This is a genomic window from Microbacterium sp. (assembly GCF_047607465.1).
Lineage (GTDB): Bacteria > Actinomycetota > Actinomycetes > Actinomycetales > Microbacteriaceae > Microbacterium.
Genome location: NZ_JASGCY010000025.1, coordinates 1 through 16680 on the forward strand (window position 1 = coordinate 1; position 16680 = coordinate 16680).

10 protein-coding genes and 1 tRNA gene are annotated in these 16680 nt (G+C 67.6%); 2 read left to right on the forward strand and 9 right to left on the reverse strand.

Translation table 11 applies throughout. The features are described from left to right. Positions 1 to 160: 160 nt before the first annotated feature. The 5 genes from QM568_RS02660 to QM568_RS02680 form a co-directional block, all read right to left on the reverse strand. Positions 161 to 652, reverse strand: a complete 492-nt coding sequence (locus QM568_RS02660; RefSeq protein ID WP_415135544.1) for an FBP domain-containing protein — start codon at positions 650 to 652, stop codon at positions 161 to 163. Positions 653 to 733: 81 nt separating this feature from the next. Continuing rightward, on the reverse strand, positions 734 to 2173 hold the full coding sequence (locus tag QM568_RS02665) for a glycoside hydrolase family 32 protein (RefSeq protein ID WP_415135546.1): 1440 nt from the start codon (positions 2171 to 2173) through the stop codon (positions 734 to 736). Further along, a complete protein-coding gene (locus tag QM568_RS02670; protein WP_415135548.1) occupies positions 2170 to 3006 on the reverse strand; it encodes a carbohydrate ABC transporter permease in 837 nt (278 codons plus the stop codon). The genes QM568_RS02665 and QM568_RS02670 overlap by 4 nt, the downstream gene beginning before the upstream one ends. A gap of 8 nt (positions 3007 to 3014) precedes the next feature. After that, positions 3015 to 3962 (reverse strand): carbohydrate ABC transporter permease, encoded by a 948-nt coding sequence (locus QM568_RS02675; RefSeq protein ID WP_415135550.1) that lies wholly within the window; start codon positions 3960 to 3962, stop codon positions 3015 to 3017. Positions 3963 to 3964: 2 nt separating this feature from the next. After that, complete coding sequence (locus QM568_RS02680; RefSeq protein WP_415135552.1) at positions 3965 to 5371, reverse strand: ABC transporter substrate-binding protein; 1407 nt, start codon at positions 5369 to 5371, stop codon at positions 3965 to 3967. A gap of 128 nt (positions 5372 to 5499) precedes the next feature. Between QM568_RS02680 and QM568_RS02685 the strand changes: the two genes are divergently transcribed. Beyond that, positions 5500 to 6528 (forward strand): LacI family DNA-binding transcriptional regulator, encoded by a 1029-nt coding sequence (locus QM568_RS02685; protein WP_415135554.1) that lies wholly within the window; start codon positions 5500 to 5502, stop codon positions 6526 to 6528. 233 nt (positions 6529 to 6761) lie between these two features. Here QM568_RS02685 and QM568_RS02690 read toward each other — a convergent pair. Both QM568_RS02690 and QM568_RS02695 read right to left on the reverse strand, forming a co-directional pair. After that, positions 6762 to 6846 (reverse strand) — tRNA-Tyr (locus QM568_RS02690). A gap of 86 nt (positions 6847 to 6932) precedes the next feature. Beyond that, entirely contained in the window at positions 6933 to 7862 is a 930-nt protein-coding gene (locus QM568_RS02695) for a carbohydrate kinase family protein (protein ID WP_415135556.1), read from the reverse strand. An 84-nt stretch (positions 7863 to 7946) separates the two neighbouring features. On the opposite strand from QM568_RS02695, the gene QM568_RS02700 reads away from it, so the two are divergent. After that, entirely contained in the window at positions 7947 to 8540 is a 594-nt protein-coding gene (locus QM568_RS02700) for a hypothetical protein (RefSeq protein WP_415135558.1), read from the forward strand. A gap of 83 nt (positions 8541 to 8623) precedes the next feature. On the opposite strand, the gene rpoC is transcribed toward QM568_RS02700, so the two are convergent. Continuing rightward, complete coding sequence (gene rpoC, locus QM568_RS02705; RefSeq protein ID WP_415135560.1) at positions 8624 to 12499, reverse strand: DNA-directed RNA polymerase subunit beta'; 3876 nt, start codon at positions 12497 to 12499, stop codon at positions 8624 to 8626. 71 nt (positions 12500 to 12570) lie between these two features. Next, the gene (locus QM568_RS02710) at positions 12571 to 16071 is read right to left on the reverse strand and encodes a DNA-directed RNA polymerase subunit beta (protein WP_415135562.1); all 3501 of its coding nucleotides are present in this window, start codon (positions 16069 to 16071) and stop codon (positions 12571 to 12573) included. Positions 16072 to 16680: the final 609 nt, after the last annotated feature.

Genomic DNA, 16680 nt, shown 5'->3' on the forward strand with positions numbered 1-16680 from the left:
CTCCTCGCCCTCGCCCGACGCCGCGTCGACGTCCTCTGGGCACTCCTGCGCGACAACCGAACCTTCACGATCGACAGCCCAACGAAGACCGCAATCGCGGCTTGACAACTTCATTGAGACTCCTTCGAGCACAGGACGGATGCCACCAGCGTAATCGCGGTCAGCCCTGCTCCCAGACGCGGGCGGTGAAGGCCTCCATGCGGCGGCGCGTGCCGTCGAGGCGGAAGTCGACCTGGCCGGCGGCTCGGACCTCGTTCGGAGCGAGCGGATGGGCGAGCCGCACGTTCTCGTGACACGACAGGTCGGCGCACATGTACGTGCCCACGGCGTCGCCGCGCTCCCCCGCCTCGCCGGTGCGACGTGCGGAGAACATCGCGACCTGGTTGCCGGGCTGCATGGTGTGGCAGATGTTGCACATGCCGGATCGGCCGCGTCCGGGCTCGGAGACCCGCAGCACGACGCCGCGGATCCGCCCGTCGTGCTGGGTGAGGACGTACCCGCGCTTGCCGGCGCTGGGGTCGCGCCAGGCGAAGAAGTCGAGGTAATCCCAGTCCACGAGCACGAAATCGTGCGGCATCTCCATGATCCGCAGATCATCGGCATCGGCGTTGACGAACGACGAGCGGACGTCGGCCTCGGTGAGCGCGCGCATCGCTCCAGTCTATTCAGCGCGGGAGGAGCCGGATGCTGCGCCGCCCGCCCTCGCGTCGCCCCCCGCGCAGCGGGACGGCGGTCACACGGAAGCGACGCCGACCCGCTCGACGCGCACCTCTCCGCCGACGCCGGCGATGGAGAGCACGCGCCCCTGCTGCGGCGCGATGAGATCGGTGAGCACGCGGGTGCCGCCGTCGGCGAAGACCTCGATCGAGGCCCGGTCGAACCAGATCACCAGCTCGAGGACGTGCCCGCCCGTGACCGGCATGGTCTCGATGCTCCCGAAGCTCTCGTGCACCTCGTCGGCGCCGTGCCGCCGATCGAGGGCGACCGTGCGCGCGCCGCGGTCGTACGCGAGCACGACGCCCCCGGCATCCGCATCGTCGCCGCCCAGCCGCAGGACGAAGCCCGAGGCGTCCTGCGTGTCGACGCGCACGACGATGCGTCCGGCATCCGGCAGCGACCCGAGATCCACCGCGGCTGCGGCGACGATATCGTGCGTCACGCTCTCCTCGCCCACGGCGGCCGCGATCGGCTGCTGGCGCAGCCGCAGCCGCCCGTCGACGCGCACCAGCGAGATCCGCCGGGGCAGCGTCATCATGCCGTGCGTGAGCGGCCCGCCGACGAACGGCAGGTACTTCGAGTAGTCCCAGTTCGACATCCACGCGATGAGGGTGCGGTCCTCGCGGGCGAGGCCGTCGAAGGTCACCCCCGCGTAGCAGTCCCTCCCGAAGTCGAGCCAGTCGATCGCCTCGCCGGTCGCCTCGGGGTCGGCGGTGAAGGTCACCCCGTCGAAGCGTCCGATGACGTACTGCGTGCCGGATCCGCCCGCGATGCCGCCAAGGTTCAGGCTGATGAGCAGGACCCAGCGCACGTCGGTGGGGTCGCCGTCCACCGCCAGCGGGAAGAGGTCCGGGCACTCCCACACGCCGTCGACGGCCCGCTCCGGGCCGAAGCTCGACAGGAACGTCCAGCGGGTCAGGTCGTCGGAGCGGTACAGGAGCACCTGCCGATCGGTCGCCTCCACGGCGGCCATCACCCAGTAGCTGCCCGCCGGCCCCTCGTAGCGGAACACCTTCGGGTCGCGGAACTCCCCCGTGCCGCGGTCGAGCACGGGGTTGCCGGCGTACTTCGTCCAGGTGAGCCCGTCGTCGACGCTGAACGCGAGCGACTGGCGCTGCCGGCTCGGGTGGCGCGAGGCGTGCGTGAACAGCGCGACGAGCGCAGGGGCGTCCGCCGCCCCCAGCCCCGAGGTGTTGCCCCGGTCGACGACAGCGGATCCCGAGTAGATCTCACCGTCGTCGTCATGGCGGATCGCCACCGGGTGGTGCTCCCACTCGATGAGATCGGGGCTCGACGCGTGCCCCCAGCTGAGGTGATCGTGGATCACCCCGTCGGGGTTGCACTGGTAGTAGAGGTGGTAGCGGCCCCGGTGGAAGACCAGTCCGTTCGGGTCGTTGATCCAGTTGCGCTCCGGTGCGAAGTGCAGGAGGGGACGGGGTGCGGGGGCGTCTGTCACTTGCCTGCTCCCGCGGTGAGTCCTTCGCGCAGCGGCTTCTGCCCGAAGATGAACACCAGCAGCGCGGGGACCATCGACAGGATCACACCGGCGAGGACCGTGGACACGCTCCCCGAGCCGAGGTTGCCCTGCAGGGTGACCAGGCCCAGCGGGAGTGTGAAGTTCTGCTCGCTGATCGTCATGATCAATGGTCGGAAGAACTCGTTCCAGTGGTAGTTGAAGGCGAGGATGCCGACGATGGCCAGTCCCGGCGTCGCCAGCGGCAGGTAGATGCTGAAGAACACCTTCCAGGGGCCGGCGCCGTCGATCTCCGCGGCTTCGGCGAGCTCGGCCGGCAGTCCCATGAAGTACTGCCGCATGAGGAACGTGCCGAACGCCGTCGGCAGCATCGGGATGATGAGGGCCAGCAGCGTGTCGGCCAGGCCCATGCCGCGCACGAGCATGAAGACGGGGACGATCGTCACCTGCATCGGCACCATCATGGTGGCGAGGATGAGGCCGAACAGCACCTTCTTGCTGCGGAACTCGAAACGGGCGAAGACGTAGCCGGCCATCGCCGCGCTGAGCATCTGCCCGACGGCGATGAGCAGCGTGACCAGCGCGCTGTTCCAGGTGTACAGCCACACCGGGATCTTGGTGAAGACGTCGGCGAAGGCGCCGAAGCCGGGTTCGATCGCGCCCGTGTCGATGTTCGACGGGGTGAGCGCGGTGATGAGCGTCCACGCCACGGGGGCGATGGTGAAGAACGCGGCGACGATGAGCAGGGCGTACTTGCCCGCCGATCCTGCCCGGCGCAGCGGCGAGCGCGTGGTGACGGCGTCGATGGTGGACATCTGGGACCTCATCCGTAGAAGACGAAACGCTTGCTGAGCTGGAACTGGATGGCGGTGACGACCATGATCAACAGGGTGAGCACGATGCCGATCGCCGAGGCTCCGCCGAAGTCGAGCTGCTGGAAGGCGGATTCGTAGATCACCATCACCGCGGTGCGGGTCTCGTCTCCCGGTCCGCCGCGGGTGAGCACGTAGGGCTGGTCGAAGATCTGCAGGGCGCTGATGATCGCCATCACCGAGGCGACGAGCATCGTCGGGCTGACCAGCGGCAGGGTGATGTGTCGGAACTGGCTCCATCCCGTCGCGCCGTCGATCGACGAGGCCTCGTAGACCTCCTTCGGGATCGCCGAGACGCCGCCGATGAAGAGCAGGAAGGTGAACCCGAAGTTCTGCCACACGTACACGAACAGCACGACGACCTTGGCGCCGAACCCGGTCGTGAGCCAGCCGACCTTGCCGATGCCGACCCATCCGAGGATCTGGTTGACGAGGCCGAACTCCTGGTTGAAGAGATAGGCCATGATCAGCGAGACGGATGCCGCGGAGAGGATCAGCGGGAAGAACAGCGCCGAGCGGAAGAAGGTGCGCAGCCAGTTCGGCATCTTCGACTGCACGAGGATGGCGAGGCCGAGGGCCACCGCCAGCTGGACGACGACGGCCACGACGACGAAGCCGATCGTATTGAGGAACGACACCCGCACCGTGGGGTTGGTGGCGAGGTTGACGAAGTTCTCGCCGCCGACGAACTCGGGCGCGGTGATGATGTCCCAGCGGAAGAAGGCGAGCACGAACGAGCCGATGATCGGCACGAGGCTGAACAGGCCGAGACCGATGATGGTCGGCGCGAGGAAGACCCAGATCAGCAGCCGGTTGCCCCGGCGCTTCTCGGGGGTCGGCTTCGTGCCCTTGGGCACCGTCATGGCCCGGGTGGACTGGGTCGCGGTCGATACGGACATGGTCAACGTCCCTTCAGGGCGAGCTCGAGGTCGCGCTGCATGGTCTCAAGGCCCCGGCGCACGCCGCTCTGGCCGTTGGTGATCGTGGAGACGACGTTCTTCAGCAGCGCCGACTCCACGGCGGCCTGCTGCGGCGGCGCCGGCATCGGAGCCGTCGTCGGGAACAGGTCGAGCGTGTCGTAGAACACGTTCCAGTGCGCGGGGCCGACGCCGGCACCGTAGAGCTCGTCGTTGAGGGAGCGACGGGTGATCGAGGAGTCGGGCTTCGGATGGGCGATGCGCATGCCCTCGACCGAGGCGCAGTACTTGATCCACTCCCAGGCCTCGTCCTTGCGCTGCGCGGTCGCCATCATCGCGTAGCCGGCCGCGCCGAACTGATGCCGCTGGCTGCGCATCTTCGGGAAGTAGGTCACGTCGTAGTCCTCGTTGCGGAAGCCCGACTCCTTGAGACCCGACACCCAGTAGCCGCCGGCGGGGGTCATGCCCACCGATCCCGTGGAGAACAGCGCGACGAGCTCGTTGCCGCCGCCCTGCGCGGGGTTGGCCGCGAGACCCTCCGACACCATGCGCTGGAGCACCTCGAAGCTCTCGACCGTGCGGTCGTTGAGCGCGTCGGCGTTCTGCCAGAGGAACCCGCCGCCGCGCGGCTTCTCGTTCGGGTAGAACTTCTTCCAGAGCCAGTCGCCGCCCGAGGCCTTCTCCTCGGTGAGGAAGCTGGTGTCGTTGACGTAGAGCCAGGGCACGACGCCGCCCCAGAGGCGGTTGTTCCAAAAGTAGGGCAGGAAGTTGCCCTGACCGGACTTCTTCATGGCGCCGGCGACGGCGAAGAAGTCGTCCACCGTCCAGTGGTCGGCGGGCCGCTCGAGGCCCGCGCGGTTCAGCGCCGTCGTGTTGTAGTAGATGTTCGGGGCGTTGAAGTTGTCGGGCAGCTGGTAGAGGCTGCCCTTGTACATGAAGGCCTCGATGAGCGACGGATGCACGTCGTCGAAGTACTCCTGCATCTCGGCCGCGTCGCGCTGCACGAACTCGTCGAGCGGATAGGCCATCTGCTCGGCGAAGAGCTGGGCGCCCTCGGTGGCGACGACGACGACGTCCGGCGGGTTGCCCGCCGCGATCATCGTGAGGATCTTGGCGAAGAACGTGCTCCAGTCCTGACCCTGGATGGCGACGATGCGCACCGAGATGTCGGGGTACTTGAGCTGGAATCCGTCGACCAGCTTCTGCCGCGCGGCGGCGTCGGTGGCCGTGCCGAAGATCGCCACGGTCAGCGCGTCGTCACCGCGTCCGGGGATGTCGGCCCCGGTGAGTCGCGGCCAGGAGACCACGGTGCCGATCGCACCGAGGCCGAGCAGGCCGATCATGGCCCTTCGACTGAGCTCAACCACTGTGTTGTCCTCTTGTTCTCGCATCGCGTGTCCGGACGCAGCCCCCTCGATGCGCCACGGTGCTGAATTGATTCAGCATCCCGAAAATAGCATCCGATCCCGGCATGCACAAGGGTTTGTGCTGAAATGGTTCAGCGGGGAAGGGTAGAACGATGAGCGAACCGAAGTCGCGCCGTGTGACGCTGGCCGATGTCGCCGAGGCCTCGGGGATGTCGAAGTCGGCGGTGAGCATGATCCTCAACGATCGGCCGGGCACGCGACTGTCCGAGGAGGCGGTGAAGAAGGTGCGCGCCGCCGCCGCAGCCCTCGGCTACCGCCCCGATCCGCAGGCGCAGAGCCTGCGGCTCGGCCGCACGAAGTCGATCGGCTTCATCTCCGACCAGGTGACACTGACCCGATACGCATCGGCGATGATCAGCGGCGTGCTGGACGAGGCGAAGACGCACGAGCGCACCGTGCTCATCGCCGAGACCAGGGGCGAGCCCGACGAGCTCGGCCCTGCGGTCGACGCCATGCTCGATCGCCGGGTCGACGGACTGCTCATCGGCCTCATGTCGGCGAGGATGATCGACGTGCCGCCGCTCCCCCGCGGCGTGCCGCTGGTGATGGTGAACGGCCGGACCTCGAGGGACCACCCCAGCATCCTGCCCGCCGAGCGGGTCGCCGGCGGTGTCGTCGCCCAGCATCTCGTCGACGCCGGCCACCGCCGCATCGGCATCATCGGCGATGTGCTCCGGGTGATGGACGACCTGCGCGAGTCCGTGACGATCCCCGACCGCTTCGCCGGCATGCTCGGCGTGCTCGAGGGCGCCGGCATCCGCGCCGAGCGCATCGAGGTCGAGGCGTGGACGCCGTTCGAGGGCTACCGCGGCGCCCACCGGATGCTGGACGAGCACCCCGACCTGACCGCGATCCTCGCCTGCAACGACAACGTCGCCTTCGGCGTCTACCAGGCCTTCTTCGAGCGCGGCATCCGCGTCGGCGAGGACATCTCGGTGATCTCCTTCGACGACGAGGAGCTCGCCGAGTACCAGCGGCCGGGGCTCACCACGGCGCGGCTGCCCTACGAGGAGATGGGCCGCCGCGGCGTGCGGATGCTGCTCGGCGGCAGCGAGCCCGCCCACGAGCTCGTGCCGATGCCGCTCATCGTCCGCGACTCGGTACGGACGCCGGCATCCTGAGGCCCGCCGGGCCGGTTCCTGCCTGCCGGGCCGGTTCCGGCCTTCCTGCGGCGTGCCGTCTGCATGCCCGGATCCCGTCTGCATGCCGGGATCGGGGTTCCGGGCATGCAGACGGAATCTCAGCCGACGGACGGCACGCCGAGGAACGTCGGATGGCCGTCCGATCATCCCTCCGGGGACCCGCAGCGCATCCGTTAACGACTCAAGGCCCCGCTGGGCGAGGCCTTGAGAAATGGTGGCGAGTGAGGGATTCGAACCCCCGAAGTCGAAGACGGCTGATTTACAGTCAGATCCCTTTGGCCACTTGGGTAACTCGCCATTGCGCACCCGCCCGACTTGCTCAGCCAACCGGGGGCACGAGTGTCAATCATACTCGCCCGATGCGGTCCCGAGAAATCGAGCGTTCAGCTGCCGTAGACGCCCTTGTCGGCATCCGCCAGCGACTCGGGCGTGCGCAGCAGACCGCCTTCGGCCCGGCAGGTCGCCGCGGCGACGTCCATCGCGCGGACGAGCAGCGCCCGCCACTCCTCCAGGCTCTCCGGAATCCCTCCGGCGAGTGCGGCGGTGACCGCCGAGAGCGTCGCGTCGCCGGCTCCGACCGTGTCGACCACGGCGCCTGGGAGCGTCGAGATCGGAGCGCTGACGATGCCGGCGTCCGACTCGAGCACCGCGCCGGCCGCCCCCGCGGTGGCGAGCACCGCGCGCACGCCGAGCTGACGCAGTCGCGCGCGCAGCGCGTCGAGGTCGCCGTCGTAGAGCAGGTCGGCGTCATCGGCCCCGACCTTGACGATCGCGCTGTTCGCCGCGAGCCGCTCGAACCCGCGGACGAACTCGGCCCGGTCGCTGAGCATGCCGCTGCGCGGGTTGGGATCGATCGCGACGAGGGCGTCCCCGAGGGCGTCGGCGAGGGCGTCGACCTCGTCGACGCGATCGAACGGGAAGCAACTGGTCACCACGAGTCCGGCGTCGGCGATCGCCCGACGCGCCTCCTCGGAATAGCGGATGCTGCGCCGCTTGGCCGCCTCGTTGAAGACGTACTGCGGCTCGCCGCCGGCCGACTTCGTGACGATCGCGCGCGACGATCCGTTCGGGGCGGGGCTGGCGATCAGGCGCACGTCGTGATCGGCGAGGTACTCGCGGATGTGCCCGCCGGCGTCGTCGTCGCCCACCATCGCGATGAGCGTCGTCGGCACGCCGAGTCGGCGCAGCCCCACCGCCACGTTGAGGGCCGCTCCCCCGACGAGCTCCTTGACGCCGCCGGCATCCCTGATCTCGTCGATGAGCGCGTCCCCGATGACGACGGCGTTCACGGACGATGCAGACTGCGTGCTCATTCCGCCGAGAATACCGCCTGACGGGTCGCCCGACACGCGATCCCGGCCTATCGCGTCGGCCCACCCGGACGATACGGTGTCGCCATGAACGCTCGACTCGTCGCCGCCACCGCCGCGCTGCTGCTCATCGCCGGTCTCACCGCCTGCGCCCCGGCCGGATCCGGGACGGGATCGGGCACTTCGAGCGCTTCGCCGAAACCGGCCACGGCGTCGCCCTCGGCATCCGATTCGCCCACGCCGTCGCCCACCCCGACGACGAAGGCCGTCGCGATGCCCACGGACTGCCGGGCGATCCTCTCGGACGACGTCCTCGAGCAGCTCGGCGACACCCCACTGAACGACCCCGCCTTCGGGCCGTCGGGCGTGGGACCGGAGAGCGCGCTCACCTGCATCTGGGGCGATCCCGCCGCCGACACCACCCGGCTCGTGACGAAGATCACGAAGATGAACCGCGGCCCCGCTCTCGACATGCTCAACGCGCTCGTCGCCGATGAGGGCTTCAGCTGCTTCACGCCCGACGGCGGCACCCGCTGCGAGAAGACCTGGCCGAACGCGCAGTACCCGGTCACCGACGGACGCACCCTGTTCTGGCGCGACGGCGTGCTCATCGACACGCAGTACTCGAACCTCGCCCCTTCCGGCTACACCTCGAGCATCGTGGAGAAGCTCTTCGGCTGACGCACGGCGCTCCCCGCACGGCTCCCCGCGCACGACGAAGAAGGCCCCGGGCGATGCCCGGGGCCTTCTTCGTCATTCAGCACTCAGTTATAGGTGCCGGGGGTGATGTCGTCCGTCGAGAACGCGTCGAAGTCGACGTAGCCGAAGTCGCCGTCGGAGTACGCCCCGTCGGATGCGAAGATCCGGTTCGGGTAGCGCTCGCTCTTGGCCTCTTCCGTGGCCTCGACCGTGACGTTGCGGTACTTCGACAGACCGGTTCCGGCGGGGATGAGCTTACCGATGATGACGTTCTCCTTGAGACCGACCAGCGGGTCGCGCTTACCCTCCATGGCGGCCTGCGTGAGCACGCGGGTCGTCTCCTGGAAGGAGGCGGCCGACAGCCACGACTCGGTCGCGAGCGACGCCTTCGTGATACCCATCAGCTCCGGGCGGCCCGACGCCGGACGCTTGCCCTCGGCCACGGCCTCGCGGTTGATCTGCTGGTAGCGCTTCAGGTCGACCATCTCACCCGGCAGCAGCGTCGTGTCGGCGTGGTCGACGACCGTCACCTTGCGCAGCATCTGACGGACGATGACCTCGATGTGCTTGTCGTGGATCGGCACACCCTGCGAGCGGTACACGCCCTGCACGCCGCCGACGAGGTACTTCTGCACCTCGCGGGCACCCATGACGCGCATGACCTCCTTGGGGTCGAGCGTGCCGACCTGCAGGGGCTGACCGACCGTCACGTGCTGGCCGTCCTCAACGAGGAGCGTCGCACGCTTCAGCACCGGGTAGACGACCGGCTCGTCGCCGTTGTCGGGCGTGAGGATGACCTTCTTGGCCTTGTCGGTCTCGTCGATCGTGATGCGGCCGTCGGCCTCGGCGATCGGCGATGCACCCTTGGGGGTGCGAGCCTCGAAGAGCTCCTGCACACGGGGCAGACCCTGCGTGATGTCATCCGCAGAGGCCGAACCACCGGTGTGGAAGGTGCGCATCGTCAGCTGGGTACCGGGCTCACCGATCGACTGGGCCGCGATGATGCCGACGGCCTCGCCGATGTCGACGGTCTTGCCCGTCGCGAGCGAACGGCCGTAGCACTGCGCGCAGACGCCGACGGCGGAGTCGCAGGTGAGCACCGAGCGGACCTTGATGGTCTCGACGCCGGCCTCGACCAGCTTGTCGATGAGCACGTCGCCCACGTCGTCGCCGGCCGATGCGAGCACCTCGCCCGCCGCGTTCACGACGTCGGAGGCCAGGGTTCGCGCGAACACCGAGTTCTCGACATTCGCGTCGCGCACCAGCGTGCCGGTGGAGTCGGCCGCGGCGATCGGGAGCTCGAGGCCCTTCGACGTGCCGCAATCCTCCTCGCGGATGATGACGTCCTGCGAGACGTCCACCAGACGACGGGTCAGGTAACCCGAGTCGGCGGTGCGCAGAGCGGTGTCGGCGAGACCCTTGCGGGTACCGTGCGTCGCGATGAAGTACTCCGCCACCGACAGTCCCTCGCGGTACGAGGAGATGATCGGACGCGGGATGATCTCACCCTTGGGGTTGTTCACCAGGCCTCGCATACCCGCGATGTTGCGGATCTGCAGCCAGTTACCACGCGCGCCCGATGAGACCATCCGGTTGATGGTGTTGTCCGCCGGGAAGTGCGCCTTCATCGCGGCCTGGACCTCGTCGGTCGCCTCGGTCCAGATCTTGATGAGCTCCTGACGACGCTCGGCGTCGGTGGTGAGACCCTTCTCGTACTGCGACTGGACCTTCGCGGCCTGCTTCTCGTAGCCGGCGACGATCTCGGCCTTGTTCGGCGGGGTGAGGATGTCGCTGAGCGCGACGGTCACACCGGAACGGGTGGCCCAGTAGAAGCCGGCGTCCTTGATGCGGTCGAGCGCCGCGGCCGTCTCGACCTTCGGGTACTCCTCGGCCAGCTTGTTGACGATCTGCGACAGCTTGCCCTTGTCGGCGACCTCCCGCACGAACGGGTAGCCCTTCGGCAGCGTGTCGTTGAAGATCGCCTGGCCGAGCGAGGCGTCGACGAGACCGTGACGCTCGTAGCCCTCGGGCGCTTCACCCTCGAGGAAGGTGAGACCGGGGATGCGGATGCGGATCTTCGCCTGCAGGTCGAGGGTGCCCTCGTCCTTCGCCAGGATCGCCTCGCCGACGGAGCCGAACGCACGACCCTCACCGACAGCACCCTCCTTGACCGTGGTCAGGTGGTGCAGGCCGATGATCATGTCCTGCGAGGGCAGGGTCACCGGACGGCCGTCGGACGGCTTCAGGATGTTGTTCGAGGCGAGCATGAGCACGCGGGCCTCGGCCTGGGCCTCGACCGACAGCGGCAGGTGCACGGCCATCTGGTCGCCGTCGAAGTCGGCGTTGAAGGCCGCGCAGACGAGCGGGTGCAGCTGGATGGCCTTGCCCTCGACGAGCTGGGGCTCGAAGGCCTGGATGCCGAGGCGGTGCAGCGTGGGCGCACGGTTCAGCAGCACCGGGCGCTCGCGGATGATCTCCTCGAGCACGTCCCAGACCTCGGGACGGGTGCGCTCGACGGCGCGCTTGGCGGCCTTGATGTTCTGCGAGTGACCGAGGTCGATGAGGCGCTTGATGACGAACGGCTTGAACAGCTCCAGGGCCATCTGCTTGGGCAGACCGCACTGGTGCAGCTTCAGCTGCGGGCCGACGATGATGACCGAACGGCCGGAGTAGTCGACGCGCTTGCCGAGCAGGTTCTGGCGGAAGCGACCCTGCTTTCCCTTCAGCATGTCGCTGAGGGACTTGAGGGCCCGGTTGCCGGTACCGGTCACCGGACGGCCGCGACGGCCGTTGTCGAACAGGGCGTCGACGGCCTCCTGCAGCATCCGCTTCTCGTTGTTGACGATGATCTCAGGGGCGCCGAGATCGATCAGACGACGAAGACGGTTGTTGCGGTTGATCACACGACGGTAGAGGTCGTTGAGGTCGCTGGTCGCGAAGCGGCCACCGTCGAGCTGCACCATCGGGCGCAGCTCCGGCGGGATCACCGGCACGACGTCGAGGACCATCGCGGCCGGGCTCATGCCGGTCTCGAGGAACGAGTTCACGACCTTGAGGCGCTTGATCGCACGGATCTTGCGCTGGCCCTTGCCCTCGGAGATCTGCAGGTGCAGGCTCTCCGCCTCTGCCGCGAGGTCGAAGGCGGCAAGGCGGCGCTGGATCGCCTCGGCACCCATGTAGGCCTCGAAGTACTGACCGAAACGGTCCTGCAGCTCGTGGAAGACGTCGTCCTCGGGGCGGAGGGCACCGACCTCGAGCGTGCGGAAGTCCTCCCACACGCGCTCGAGCTTGGCGATCGCCTCGTCGGCACCCTTGCGGATGAGCGACATCTCCTTCTCGGCTGCGTCCTTGACCTTCTTCTTCTGGTCGGCCTTGGCGCCCTCGGCCTCAAGGGCCGCGAGCTCCTCCTCGAGCTTGGCGAGGCGGTCCGCGATCTTGGCGTCGCGGCGGTCGCCGAGCGTCTTCAGCTCGAGACGGATGTTGTTCTCCTGGGTGCCCAGGTCGCGGTGACGAGCATCCTCGTCGACCGAGATGACCATGTAGGCGGCGAAGTAGATGACCTTCTCGAGGTCCTTCGGCGCCATGTCGAGCAGGTAGCCGAGGCGCGAGGGCACGCCCTTGAAGTACCAGATGTGGGTGACGGGGGCGGCGAGCTCGATGTGGCCCATGCGCTCACGGCGGACGGAGCTCTTGGTGACCTCCACGCCGCAGCGCTCGCAGACGATGCCCTTGAAGCGCACGCGCTTGTACTTGCCGCAGGCGCACTCCCAGTCGCGGGACGGGCCGAAGATCTGCTCACCGAAAAGACCATCCTTCTCGGGCTTCAGGGTGCGGTAGTTGATGGTCTCAGGCTTCTTGACCTCACCGTACGACCACGCGCGGATGTGGTCAGCGGTGGCCAGGCCGATGCGAAGCTCATCGAAGGTTGTTGCGTCGAGCACTAGTTCTCCTGTGTCGGAATTCTTTGTGAGAAATCGGGGAGGCGGGCCGCCGCCGGGCGGCGGCCCTGACCTCAGATCTCGTCGATCGAGGCGGCCTCGAAGCGGCTGGAGATGTTGATTCCGAGCTCCTCCGCTGCGCGGAAGGCCTCGTCGTCGGTGTCACGCAGGTTGACAGCCGTGCCGTCGGCCGAGAGGACCTCGACGTTCAGGCAGAGCGACTGCATCTCCTTCATGAGCACCTTGAAGGACTCGGGGATGCCGGGCTCCTGGATGTTCTCGCCCTTGACGATCGCCTCGTAGACCTTGACGCGGCCGAGGATGTCGTCGGACTTGATCGTGAGGAGCTCCTGGAGGGCGTACGCGGCGCCGTAGGCCTCGAGGGCCCAGACTTCCATCTCACCGAAGCGCTGACCGCCGAACTGCGCCTTACCACCGAGCGGCTGCTGGGTGATCATCGAGTACGGGCCCGTCGAACGCGCGTGGATCTTGTCGTCGACCAGGTGGTGCAGCTTCAGGATGTACATGTAGCCCACCGAGATCGGCGCAGGGAACGGCTCACCCGAACGGCCGTCGAACAGCTGCGTCTTGCCCGACGAGTCGATCAGGCGCACACCGTCGCGGGTCGGGAGCGTCGAGTCGAGGAGACCAGCGATCTCCTCCTCGCTCGCACCGTCGAACACCGGGGTGGCGACCTTGGTGCCCGGGGCTGCCTCGAAGGCGTCCTTCGGGAGCTTCGCAGCCCACTCGGGGGTGCCCTCGACCTTCCAGCCCTGCTTGGCGATCCATCCGAGGTGCGTCTCGAGCACCTGGCCGAAGTTCATTCGACCGGGGATTCCGAGCGGGTTCAGGACGATGTCGACCGGGGTGCCGTCGGCGAGGAACGGCATGTCCTCCACCGGCAGGATCTTCGCGATGACGCCCTTGTTGCCGTGACGGCCGGCGAGCTTGTCGCCCTCGGTGATCTTGCGCTTCTGGGCGATGTAGACCACGACGCGGCGGTTGACGCCGGAGCCGAGCTCGTCGTCGCCGTCCTCGGCGTTGAACTCCTTGACGGCGATGATCGTGCCCTGCTCGCCGTGCGGCACCTTCAGCGACGTGTCACGGACCTCGCGGCTCTTCTCGTTGAAGATCGCGCGGAGCAGGCGCTCCTCGGCGCTCAGCTCGGTCTCGCCCTTCGGGGTGACCTTGCCGACGAGGATGTCGCCGGGGCGGACCTCGGCGCCGATGCGGATGATGCCGCGCTCGTCGAGGTCCTTCAGCAGCTCCGGGCTGACGTTGGGGAGGTCACGGGTGATCTCCTCCTTGCCGAGCTTTGTGTCGCGAGCGTCGACCTCGTACTCCTCGATGTGGATCGAGGAGAGGGTGTCGTCCTTCACCAGGTCCTGGCTGAGGATGATGGCGTCCTCGAAGTTGTAGCCCTCCCATGTCATGAACGCGACGAGGAGGTTCTTCCCGAGCGCCAGCTCGCCGTTCTCGGTCGCGGGCCCGTCGGCGATGACCTCGCCGACCTCGACCCGCTCACCGGCGGAGACGATGACCTTCTGGTTGTAGGAGGTGCCCTGGTTCGAGCGGTCGAACTTGCGCAGGTGGTACTCCTGCGTGCCGCCCTCGTCGAGCAGGACCACGACCTTGTCGGCGGAGACCTCGGTGACGACACCGGCCTTCTCGGCGGTGATCACGTCGCCGGCGTCGATGGCGGTGTAGCCCTCCATACCGGTTCCGACCAGCGGCGAGTCGCTACGAAGCAGCGGCACGGCCTGACGCTGCATGTTGGCGCCCATGAGCGCGCGCTGCGCGTCGTCGTGCTCGAGGAAGGGCACGAGCGAGGTCGCAACCGACACCATCTGGCGCGGCGAGACGTCGATGTAGCCGATCTCCTCCGGCAGGAACAGGTCGACCTCACCGCTGCCGCCCTTCGGGCGCGCGAGCACGTGGCTCTCCTTGAAGCGGCCGTTCTTGTCGAGCGGGGCGTTGGCCTGCGCGATGTTGAAGTCCACCTCCTCGGATGCCGTGAGGTAGTCGATCCGGTCGGTGACGACGCCGTTCTCCACCTTGCGGTACGGGGTCTCGATGAAACCGAACGAGTTGATGCGCGCGAAGGTCGCGAGGGCACCGATCAGACCGATGTTCGGACCTTCAGGGGTCTCGATCGGGCACATGCGGCCGTAGTGCGACGGGTGCACGTCACGGACCTCGACGCCGGCCCGGTCGCGGCTCAGACCACCGGGGCCGAGGGCCGAGAGACGGCGCTTGTTGGTCAGACCCGCGAGCGGGTTGTTCTGGTCCATGAACTGCGACAGCTGCGAGGTTCCGAAGAACTCCTTGATCGCAGCGACCACGGGGCGCACGTTGATCAGGGTCTGCGGGGTGATCGCCTCGATGTCCTGCGTGGTCATGCGCTCGCGGACGACGCGCTCCATGCGGCTGAGACCCGTGCGGACCTGGTTCTGGATGAGCTCGCCGACCGCGCGGATGCGACGGTTGCCGAAGTTGTCGATGTCGTCGGTCGCGATGCGGATCTCGGTCTTCTTGCCGCCGCGGATGCCTTCGAAGCTCTCGACACCAGCGTGGATGCGCACCAGGTACTTGATCGTGGCCACGATGTCCTCGACGGTCAGCACCGAGGCGGTGAGCGGCGCGTCGAGACCGAGCTTGTGGTTGATCTTGTAGCGGCCGACCTTGGCGAGGTCGTAGCGCTTCGGGTTGAAGTAGAAGTTGTCCAGCAGCGCGCGGGCGGCCTCGGCGGCGACCTGCTCGCCCGGGCGGAGCTTGCGGTAGATGTCGCGCAGGGCGTCTTCCTTGGTGACGATGGTGTCCTTCGCCAGGGTCTCCTCGATCGAGGGGAAGCCGGCGAACTCGGCGAGGATCTCCTCGCTGGTCAGGCCCAGAGCCTTGAGGAAGACGGTGACGGACTGCTTGCGCTTGCGGTCGATGCGCACGCCGACCTGGTCGCGCTTGTCGATCTCGAACTCGAGCCATGCACCACGGCTCGGAATGACGCGCGCCGAGACGATGTCCTTGTCGGACGTCTTGTCGGGGGTCTTGTCGAAGTAGACACCGGGCGAGCGCACGAGCTGCGAGACGACGACGCGCTCGGAGCCGTTGATGATGAAGGTTCCCTTGTCGGTCTGCAGGGGGAAATCGCCCATGAAGACCGTCTGGGTCTTGATCTCGCCGGTGAGGTGGTTCATGAACTCGGCCTCGACGTACAGCGGGGCGGCATAGGTCTTGCCGCGCTCCTTGCACTCGTCGATGGAGTACTTCTCGGGCTCGAGGTACGGGTTCGTGAACGAGAGCTGCATCGTCTCGCCGAGATCCTCGATCGGGGAGATCTCCTCGAAGATCTCGCCGAGTCCCGAGACCTCGTTGACGTCGGTGCGGCCCTCGGCCTTGGCGGCCTCGACGCGCGCCTTCCAGGCGTCGTTGCCGACGAGCCAGCCGAAGGACTCGGTCTGCAGAGCCAGAAGGTCGGGGACCGTCAGGGTGTCGGAGATCTTGGCGAACGAGAGGCGGGATGCTCCGCGTCCGTTCTTGGTGGTGGTGGATGTGGATGCGTTGGGAGCAGCAGCCAAGGGAATAACCTCCGTAAGCCCGGCCAGGGCTTGTCGATTCCTTTGTCGTCGGTGTGGAGCTGCGCTCAGAGCTCAACGGATGCCGACCACCATATGAGGGCACGGAGAAACGAGCGCAACTACCAACTATAGACACGAATCTGCGACATGGCAAGTCCAATCCTTGACCAATTCCGGATGCTGCGGTAAAAGCATCCGGTTCCGCCGCGGTTCGGGGTTCTCTCGCGGTTCGGGGTTCCCTCGCGGTTCGCTCTCCTCCGACATACTCGGGTCCCCCGGCTCCGCTCCCCGTTCCGGTCGCAGTCTGTGCTGCTACGGCATCCGCCGTCCCCGCTCTGCGCGGTTCCTGTCGCGATCCGTGCCGTTCCGGCATCCGCCGTTCTCGTTCCGGTCGCGATCCGTGCCGCTCCCGGCCACGCATACCGGCACCAACTGCGACCGGAACATCCGATCCGAACCGATACCGGCACCAATCGCGACCGGAACCCATCGCCTCCCGAACAAAGCCAGCGCGTTCCCCGACCGCGGAGCCCTCCAGACCCATACCGGCTTAGCTCACCGCTCCGGTCGCGATTCGTGCCGTTCCGGCATCCGCCCTTCCTGTTCCGG